This is a genomic window from Enhygromyxa salina (assembly GCF_002994635.1).
Classification (GTDB): domain Bacteria; phylum Myxococcota_A; class Polyangia; order Nannocystales; family Nannocystaceae; genus Plesiocystis; species Plesiocystis salina_B.
In genome coordinates this window covers 41478-49418 of sequence record NZ_PVNL01000062.1, presented here as the reverse complement: position 1 = coordinate 49418, position 7941 = coordinate 41478, and the positions used below count along the sequence as shown (strand labels likewise).

Annotated in this window: 4 protein-coding genes; 3 read left to right on the top strand and 1 reads right to left on the bottom strand. The window is 67.1% G+C overall.

Going from position 1 to position 7941, the window contains the following annotated elements; all coding sequences use genetic code 11:
- Positions 1-212: 212 nt before the first annotated feature.
- On the top strand, positions 213-2306 hold the full coding sequence (locus ENSA7_RS16920; RefSeq protein ID WP_106090332.1) for a hypothetical protein: 2094 nt from the start codon (positions 213-215) through the stop codon (positions 2304-2306).
- A gap of 6 nt (positions 2307-2312) precedes the next feature.
- On the opposite strand, the gene ENSA7_RS16915 is transcribed toward ENSA7_RS16920, so the two are convergent.
- Positions 2313-4295: a nucleotide-binding protein gene (locus tag ENSA7_RS16915; RefSeq protein ID WP_106090331.1), complete on the bottom strand. Its 1983-nt coding sequence runs from the start codon at positions 4293-4295 to the stop codon at positions 2313-2315.
- A gap of 513 nt (positions 4296-4808) precedes the next feature.
- Here ENSA7_RS16915 and ENSA7_RS16910 point away from each other — a divergent pair.
- Both ENSA7_RS16910 and ENSA7_RS16905 read left to right on the top strand, forming a co-directional pair.
- Positions 4809-6530 (top strand): DUF1592 domain-containing protein, encoded by a 1722-nt coding sequence (locus ENSA7_RS16910; protein ID WP_106090330.1) that lies wholly within the window; start codon positions 4809-4811, stop codon positions 6528-6530.
- Positions 6527-7891 carry a DUF1552 domain-containing protein gene (locus tag ENSA7_RS16905; protein ID WP_106090329.1) on the top strand — a complete coding sequence of 455 codons (1365 nt, stop codon included), beginning with the start codon at positions 6527-6529 and terminating at the stop codon, positions 7889-7891. Before ENSA7_RS16910 ends, ENSA7_RS16905 begins: the two co-directional genes overlap by 4 nt.
- The last annotated feature ends 50 nt before the right edge of the window (positions 7892-7941 follow it).

Genomic DNA, 7941 nt, shown 5'->3' with positions numbered 1-7941 from the left:
TGTTTTCAGCTCGGGTCAGGCTTCTGACCCGCTTGCAGGCGCCATTCGTAGACTGGTTCACCGTGGGCAGCGGACTGTTTTCAGCTCGGGTCAGGCTTCTGACCCGCTTGCAGGCGCCGTTCGTAGACTGGTTCACCGTGGGCAGCGGACTGTGGTTTCACACCACCCCGGAATCACTCGCGCTCGCGCCAGCGGCACGATACCCTGCAACCATGGTGAAGGCCCTGTACTGGCTCGGGCCGCTACTTTCGCTCTGCGTCGCGTGTGGACCACCGTTTCCGCCGGGGCGTGAGGGGTTCGGCAGCACCGGCACGGGCGAGACCGCGGGCGGCTCGGAGATCGCCGACGACTCGAGCGAAGCGGAGAGCAGCGGCGACGGCGATGGGGATCCAGGCGGCAGCGAGTCGGAGACCGAGAGCGAGAGCGAGTCGGAGTCTTCGGAGAGCGAGTCGGAGTCCTCGGAGTCCGAGAGCGAGTCCGAGTCCGAGAGCGAGTCGGAGTCCGAGACCGGGGACCCGCTGTGTGAGACCGACGTCGAGCTCGGCAGCCAGCTGCCCGTCGACTTGCCCGACAGCATCCCGGCCCAATCCAGCGAGTACGAGTGGAGCTGCGGCGGCTTTGGCCCCGAGAAGACCTACACATGGACGGCCCCGGCCGCGGGTCGATATCGGTTCGAGGCGGTCGGCGTCGGCAAGGACGCGCTGATCGCCCTGAGCGACGGCTGCGACGGCGCCGAGCTGGCCTGCAACGAGGACGTGGGCCCGTGGACCCAAGACGCGCGCATCCACCACCCGCTCGAGGCCGGCGAGTCGGTCGTCGTCACGGTCGACGCGATCTGGCCCGAGGGCAGCACGTACACCCTGCAGATCGACGCGGTCGAGTGCCCCGAGCAGGTCCTCGCCGGGCCGCTGCCGATCAGCGTCAGCGGGACCACGCTCGGCGCCAGCAACGAGATGGGCAGCGAGTCGCTGTGCGGCGGCGGCGAGGCGGGTGAGCACGCCTACGTGTTCACCGCCCCGGCCGACGGCACCTACACCTTCGACACGCTCGGCTCGAGCTTCGACACCTCGCTGTGGGTCTACGCGAGCGCGTGTGGAACGGAGGTGCTCGACTGCAACAACGACCTCGACGGTGAGCTGTCCTGGATCGCGATCGAGCTGGCCGCCGGCGAGACCGTGACCGTCGCCGTCGACGGCTGGCTCGGGGCCGAGGGCGACTACCAGCTCAACGTCGGCATGTTCGGCCCGTCGCCGCAGGACTGCCCCGACACGGTCTTGCCCGCGGTCGTCCCCCTGACGCTCACCGACACCACCGCCGGGGCCGGCAACGACTTCTTCGATGAGTGTGGAGGCGAGCTCGCGCGCGACCGCAGCTACTCGTACACCCCACCGGTCGCCGGCATCTATAGCTTCTCGACGGTCGGCAGCACGATCGACACGACCCTGGCCCTGCGCAGCGGGTGCGGAGCGCCGATCACCACCTGCAACGACGACAGCGACTGGTTCACGGTCAGCTCGCGGATCGTCCTGGATCTCGAGGCCGGCGAGACCCAGGTCATCGTGGTCGACGGCGCCGAGTCGACGGCCGGGGCGATCGAGCTGACGATCGAGCTCCTGTCGTGCGTCGACGAGGTGGCGCCCGCGACCACCTCCTGGACGACCGCAGGCTCGACCCTGGCCGGCGCCAACCGTGTCGGCAGCAGCTGCGGCGGGTTCGCGGCGCCCGATTGGATCGTCGAGTGGACGGCCCCCGCGACCGGCACCTATGTCGCCTCGACCCTCGGCTCGAGCTACGACACGCTGTTGCACGCGCGCACGCAAGGCTGCGGCGGCCCGGTCATGTCGTGCAATGACGACGCGCTGGGGATCGCCCCCGGCAATGGCCTGAGCTCGCGGGTCGAGGTTCAGGTCAGCGCGGGTGAGACCGTGCTGTTGGCGGTCGACGGCGAGGGCTCGGACGCCGGGCCCTTCAACCTCTCGCTCACGCCCGCCTGCGACCCGCTGGCGCCCAACTGCGGGCCGGGTGAGACCTGTGCCCGCAGCGGCGGCACCTTCAGCTGTCGGCCCGCCGCCGACGTCGGCGAGGGCGAGACCTGCGGCGGGGGGACTTGCGGGGGCAACTGTGGCGTGTGCAACTCCGGGTTGGTGTGCGTGTCGGGCCAGCTGCACCCCGGCTGCGGCGAGGCCTGCTGCGCGCGCGCGTGTGATCTCGACGCGCCCGTGTGTGGCCCCGGTGAGGTCTGCACGGCCGCGCTCACCGACGTGAGCGCCGCCCCATGGCACGCGGACCTCGGGTTTTGCCGCTGACCCGCGTCACGGCATCAGCTTGACGATGAATCCGTCGTCGAGCCCGTGATTTTGGACCTTGCCAGACACCCCGAAGTCGACCGAGCTCCCAAATGAGCGGCCGGCCAGCACGACATATCCATTGTCCGCGATCGAGATGTCGAGCCCGATGTCGGTGCCGATCCCGCCAAAGCGATTGTTGGACATCAGGTTGCCACCGGCCGAGAGCTTGGCGAAGAACACGTCCGGATTCGCCCCCGACGCCGAGATCGTCGCGCCGCCGAAGCTGGCCGAGCCCAGCAGCGCGCCGCCCAGGTAGATGTTCCCGGCCGGATCGAGCGCGAGGCTCATCCACGTGTTGATCTCGTAGTTGCTGGTGAACTGGTCAGTCTCGTCGCCAAACCGCTTGCTCCACACGTGGTCGCCGTTTTGATCGAGGGTGACCAGGAAGATGTCCCGCTCGCCCGCGCTGACCAGGTCGCCCCCGCCGAAGTTCACGGTGTCCGCCATGAACCCCACCATCACGATCTCACCGGTCTGGTCGCGGACCTTGACGTCGTGGGCCCCGTCATCGCCGGGTCCGCCGAACCGCTTGCTCCACTGGACCGCGCCGAGCGGGCTGAGCTTGGCCATGTAGATGTCCCGCTCACCCGCGCTGTCCATCCCGCCACCGAGCGGGATCGACTCCTGGAACCGGCCGACGATCACCACATTGTTGCTGGCGTCGGCGTCGATCCCAAACCCGTAGTCATCCCCGGGCCCGCCGATCTGGCGCGAGAACACGTGCGCGCCCGTGTCCGCGTCGAGCTTGACGACAAACGCGTCGCGCATGCCCGCGCTCTCGAACATCCCGCTGCCATAGTCGACCTGGCCGGTGAAGGTGCCAGTCAGCAGGACGTTGCCCAGGCTGTCGACGGCGACCCGCTCGGACCGATCGGGGTCCAGATCGCCGTAGCTGTCGCTCCAGATGTGGTTGCCGTCGCTGTCGAGCTTCGCGACCACCACGTCTGCCGCGCCCTTGCCCGTGAGCTCGCCGCCGCCAAAGTCGAGGTGCCCATAGATCCGCGCAACAATGATGAGATTGTCCTGCGCGTCGACGATGATCTTTGCTGGGTATTGATTGCTGCTATCCCCGTAGCGCTTGCTCCACTTGGGGTTGCCGTACAGATCGAATTTGGCGAGGACCAGATCGGCCTTCTCGCCGGTCGCTGTCAGCGGTGGCCCCCCAAAGCTGACGTCGCCCTCGAAGTCACCGAGCGCATAGACATTGCCGAGCGAGTCGACATCCGCGCTCGAGATGCTCTGCGACAGCGGGTTCCCAAAGCTGTGACTCCACAGCTCCGAGCACTCGGGCATCAGGCCATCGCAGTCCTCGTCGACGTTGACGGTGAAGCAGTCCTCCCCCTGCGGCGTGGTCTGGCCCTGACACGGGCCCCAGGTCTGCCCGTCGTTGTTACAGGTCCGCTCACCGGCGGCGCAGATCCCCACGTTCAGGGTCTCGGGCAGGCCGTCGTAGCAGCTCTCCACGCTGCCCGGATCGCACACAAAAGGCTCGCCGTCCGTCGGGTCTTCGGATCCGGTGTCGGCGGCGCCTGGCGGCAACAGGCCCGAGATCCAGTCGCGCAGGCAGTCCATCTCGCCCTGGCTGAGTGGATCGCCGTTGACTGGCATCCGCGAGCCGCAGCCGGGGGCGTCGCCAACCTTGAGATACAGCAGGCTGTCCTCGGGTGAGGCTGGATTGGCGAGCAAGCCCGAGCAGTTGGACCCCGGCACCCCCGAGACCCGCTGCTCGACGCCCGCCGAGGTGAGATCCAAGCTCGCGGCCGTCGACTCGCCCTTGGCATGGCAGATCGATCCACCGCAGCGGTCGATGAACAGCTGCGGAGTGTCGCACGTGAGCGCGCCGTCGGTGCCGTCGCCGAAGCTATCTTCTCCGACGGTCTCCGACCCGCCACCATCGCTACCGGCGCTATCGCCTGTACACCCCAGGAGCCCGAGGGCCCCAACCAAGAAGGACAGTCGAAGGCTTGCTGATCGAGGTCGAACATCGTGCATGATCATGGCCGTTTCCGGGCGGGACCATGACACGAAACATCCGAGGGGGGCGCCGGCACAATTTGAGCTCAATCTCGCGCATCACGACAAAGTGTGGACAAAACCGCCGAGTTTCCGCTCCCGTGACTTTCACATCACTGCGCCGTCCCACTCCACACTCGTCGCCACAGCCGCTCGCACGAGACGCGGCGCAGGCGGCGACGCTCTAGCCTGTCTGCCCATGCGCTGAATTGCCGCCACTCCAGGCGCGACGAGCATTGTCACTATCGCGAACAGGTCGCGTTCTCGACAACGGCGGCAACTCCTTCGTTTGGCCGGTCTCCCCCTTGCCGGCCCTCGTGGCCGCGCGTACGGTCCCTAGATGTGGTCGACGTCGGTGCCCTTCACCGGCCGCGGCCCCCATCGGTTGGCTTCGCGAATACGCAACTCGTGCGTACCGACAATGCTCGAACCAAAGTGAGCGTGAACATGCGTGAATTACTTCCAGCCCTGATTGGGCTCTTGGTCGGAGCCGCCACCACCACGTTGGCAGGCTGCCAGACCGATCAATCTGGCAAGGACGGCGAGTCGGCGGGCTCGACCGACGGCGACGATCTCGGCGAGTGCGGGGCGATCGAGCCGGGTCCGTCGCCGATCCGGCGCCTGACCCGCGTCGAGTACAACAACACCATCTATCAGCTGCTTGGCGACAGTAGCCTGCCCGCCAACGCGTTCCCTGCGGACGAGGTGGCCGGCAGCTTCGACAACCAAGCCGCCGCCTTGGTGGTCAGCCCGCTGCTCGCGGAGCAGTACGAGAACGCCGCCGAGCAGCTCGCGATCGCCAACGCCCCCGGGCTCATGGATCAACTGCCTGCCTGTGGCGGCGGCGCGCCCGACCCCGACAGCTGCACCGCCGACGCGGACGCCTTCATTCGCAGCTTTGGCAAGCGGGCCTATCGACGCCCGCTCACCGAAGACGAGGTCAGCACGCACATCGAGCTGTTCATCGCGGGCACTGGGCTCGGCGAGAGCTCCTATGATCCCGAGGTCGGCGTCGAGACAGTGCTGCAGGCGATGTTGCAGTCGCCTCACTTTCTCTATCGCGTCGAGTTTGGCCAGTTGGACCTCGAGGATCCGCCCGACCCCGCGCAGCCCGACGTGGTCCCGCTGACCTCGTACGAGCTGGCCTCGCGGCTGTCGTACCTGCTGTGGAACACGATGCCCGACGTGTCGCTGTTCGAGGCCGCCGACGCCGACGAGCTGCGAACCAGGGACCAGATCGAAGCCCAGGCCCGCCGGATGATGGACACACCTCGCGCACGCGAAGCCGTCAAGAACTTTCACCGTCAGTGGCTCGGGCTCGGCCGCATCGAGTCGCAGATCTCCGCCAACGGCAAGAGCGCCGAGATCTACCCCGACTACGGTGACTATCTGCTCTCGCTGTGGCGGCGCGAGACCGAGGCCTTCATTGACCACGCAGTATTCGAGCAAGACGCGAACGTCGAGGTGCTGTTCACCGCCAATTACACGATGATGAACAAGCAATTGGCCTTCTTTTATGGGGTCACCGGTCCAGACACCGTGGAGTTCGAGCGCGTCGAGCTCGACCCCACCCGCTACGCCGGGTTCTTGACCCACGCCGGCCTGCTCGCGCTCTACGCCATGCCGGATCGCTCGTCGCCGATCCACCGCGGCAAATTCGTGCGCGAGGTCCTGCTGTGTCAGGCCCCGCCGCCGCCGCCCGACGTGATCCCCAAGCCGCCCACGGTCGACGACACCCAGACCACCCGCGAGCAGTTCATCCAGCACGCCGAAGATCCGCTGTGCTCGGGCTGCCACCGGCTCATGGACCCGCTCGGGTTTGGATTCGAGCACTTTGACGGGATCGGCCGGTACCGCGAGACCGAGTGGGGCCTGGCGATCGACGCGACCGGCGAGCTGGTCGAGACCGACAACGACGGCCCCTACAACGGCGTCGTCGAGCTGGCCAACAAGCTGGCCAACAGCGATCAGGTCAAGAACTGCGTCGCCAGCCAGTGGTTCCAGTTTGGCTACGGCCGGACCGAGACCAAGGAAGATGCCTGCTCGGTTCAGTCGATTCAGGCCCGGTTCGCCGAGGCAGACTACGACATCAAGGAGTTGGTCATTGCGCTGACCTTGACCGACGCATTCCGCTATCGCCATGCGATCGCGACACAGGAGGCCCCATGAGCATTCGCAAGAATCACCGCTTGAGTCGACGGACCGTGCTTCGTGGGCTGGGCGGGGCAGCAATCGCGCTCCCGCTGCTCGACGCCATGCGCAGCGGCAGCGTGCTCGCAGCCAACGAGAGCCCCAAGCGCCTGATCATCATGTACACGCCCAACGGCACGGTGCCAGCCAATTTCTGGCCAGCCGGCAATGGGCCCAACTTCGAGCTCTCGCCGATCCTCACCCCGCTCGCGGCCCACAAGCAAGACCTGCTGATCATCGGCGGCCTCGACATGATGTCGTCGCTCAAAGGCCCCGGGGACGCCCACCAAAAGGGCACCGGTAGCTGCCTCACGGGCACGCCCCTGCTCGAGGGTAACTTCGCGGGTGACGGTGGGCAGTCGGCCGGTTGGGCCGGCGGCATCTCGCTCGATCAAGCCGTCGCCAACCACGTCGGCAAGGACACGCCGTTCGCCTCGCTCGAGCTCGGGGTCGCCGTCCAGGATCCCGCGAACGTCGGCGCGCGGATTTCCTATCGCGGGGCCGGGCAGCCGCTGCCGCCCGAGAACAGCCCCTACGCGGCCTACCAGCGCCTGTTTGGCGACTCGATCGCCGACCCGCTGGCGGTCGAGCGTCGCGCTGCGAAGCGCCGCGCCGTGCTCGACGCGGTCGGGGACGAGCACCGCGCGCTGCGTGACCGCCTCAGCGGCGACGACCGCGAGAAGCTGCACAATCACCTGACCGCGATCGAAGAGATCCGCAACCGCCTCGACGAGGGCGTGATCAGCTTTGGTGGGGAATGTCAGCCGCTCGATCAGGGCGAGCTCCTGGATCCCAACCTGGTCACCAACATGCCGATCATGGGCAAGCTGCAGATGGACCTCATGGCCATGGCCATGGCCTGCGACATCACGCGGGTCGGCACGATCATGTGGACCCGGTCGGTCGCGAACCATGTGTTCTCGTTCGTCGATCCCAAGATCACCGAAGGCCACCACTCGATCGCCCACAAGGGTGACGAAGACGCGCCCAAGATCGCGCAGAACAGCGCGATCAACGCCTGGTACGCCGAGCAGCTGGCCTACCTGATCACCAAGCTCAAGGCGATCCCCGAGGGCGACGGCACGGTGTTCGACAACACCGTGATCTTGTGGACCAACGAGCAGGCCAAGGGCAACAACCATAGTCGCTACGACATGCCCTACGTGCTCGCTGGCAGCGCGGGCGGCTACTTTCAGACGGGTCGGTACCTGACGCGGCCGGACATGCCACAGGTCCCGCACAACAAGCTCTTGGTCTCGCTGCTGCAGGCCATGGGCGTCGAGACGGACAGCTTTGGCGACCCCGAGTTCGACACCGGCCCGCTGTCTGGGCTGACCTAGACGCGGGCACCCGACGCGGCGTTCGCGAAGATCGCCGCGTCGCCTGAACT

Bases quoted from the DNA above. Each gene is read 5' to 3' on its own strand.
- ENSA7_RS16910 (WP_106090330.1), top strand. From the start codon at position 4,809: ATGCGTGAATTACTTCCAGCCCTGATTGGGCTCTTGGTCGGAGCCGCC.
- ENSA7_RS16920 (WP_106090332.1), top strand. From the start codon at position 213: ATGGTGAAGGCCCTGTACTGGCTCGGGCCGCTACTTTCGCTCTGCGTC.
- ENSA7_RS16905 (WP_106090329.1), top strand. From the start codon at position 6,527: ATGAGCATTCGCAAGAATCACCGCTTGAGTCGACGGACCGTGCTTCGT.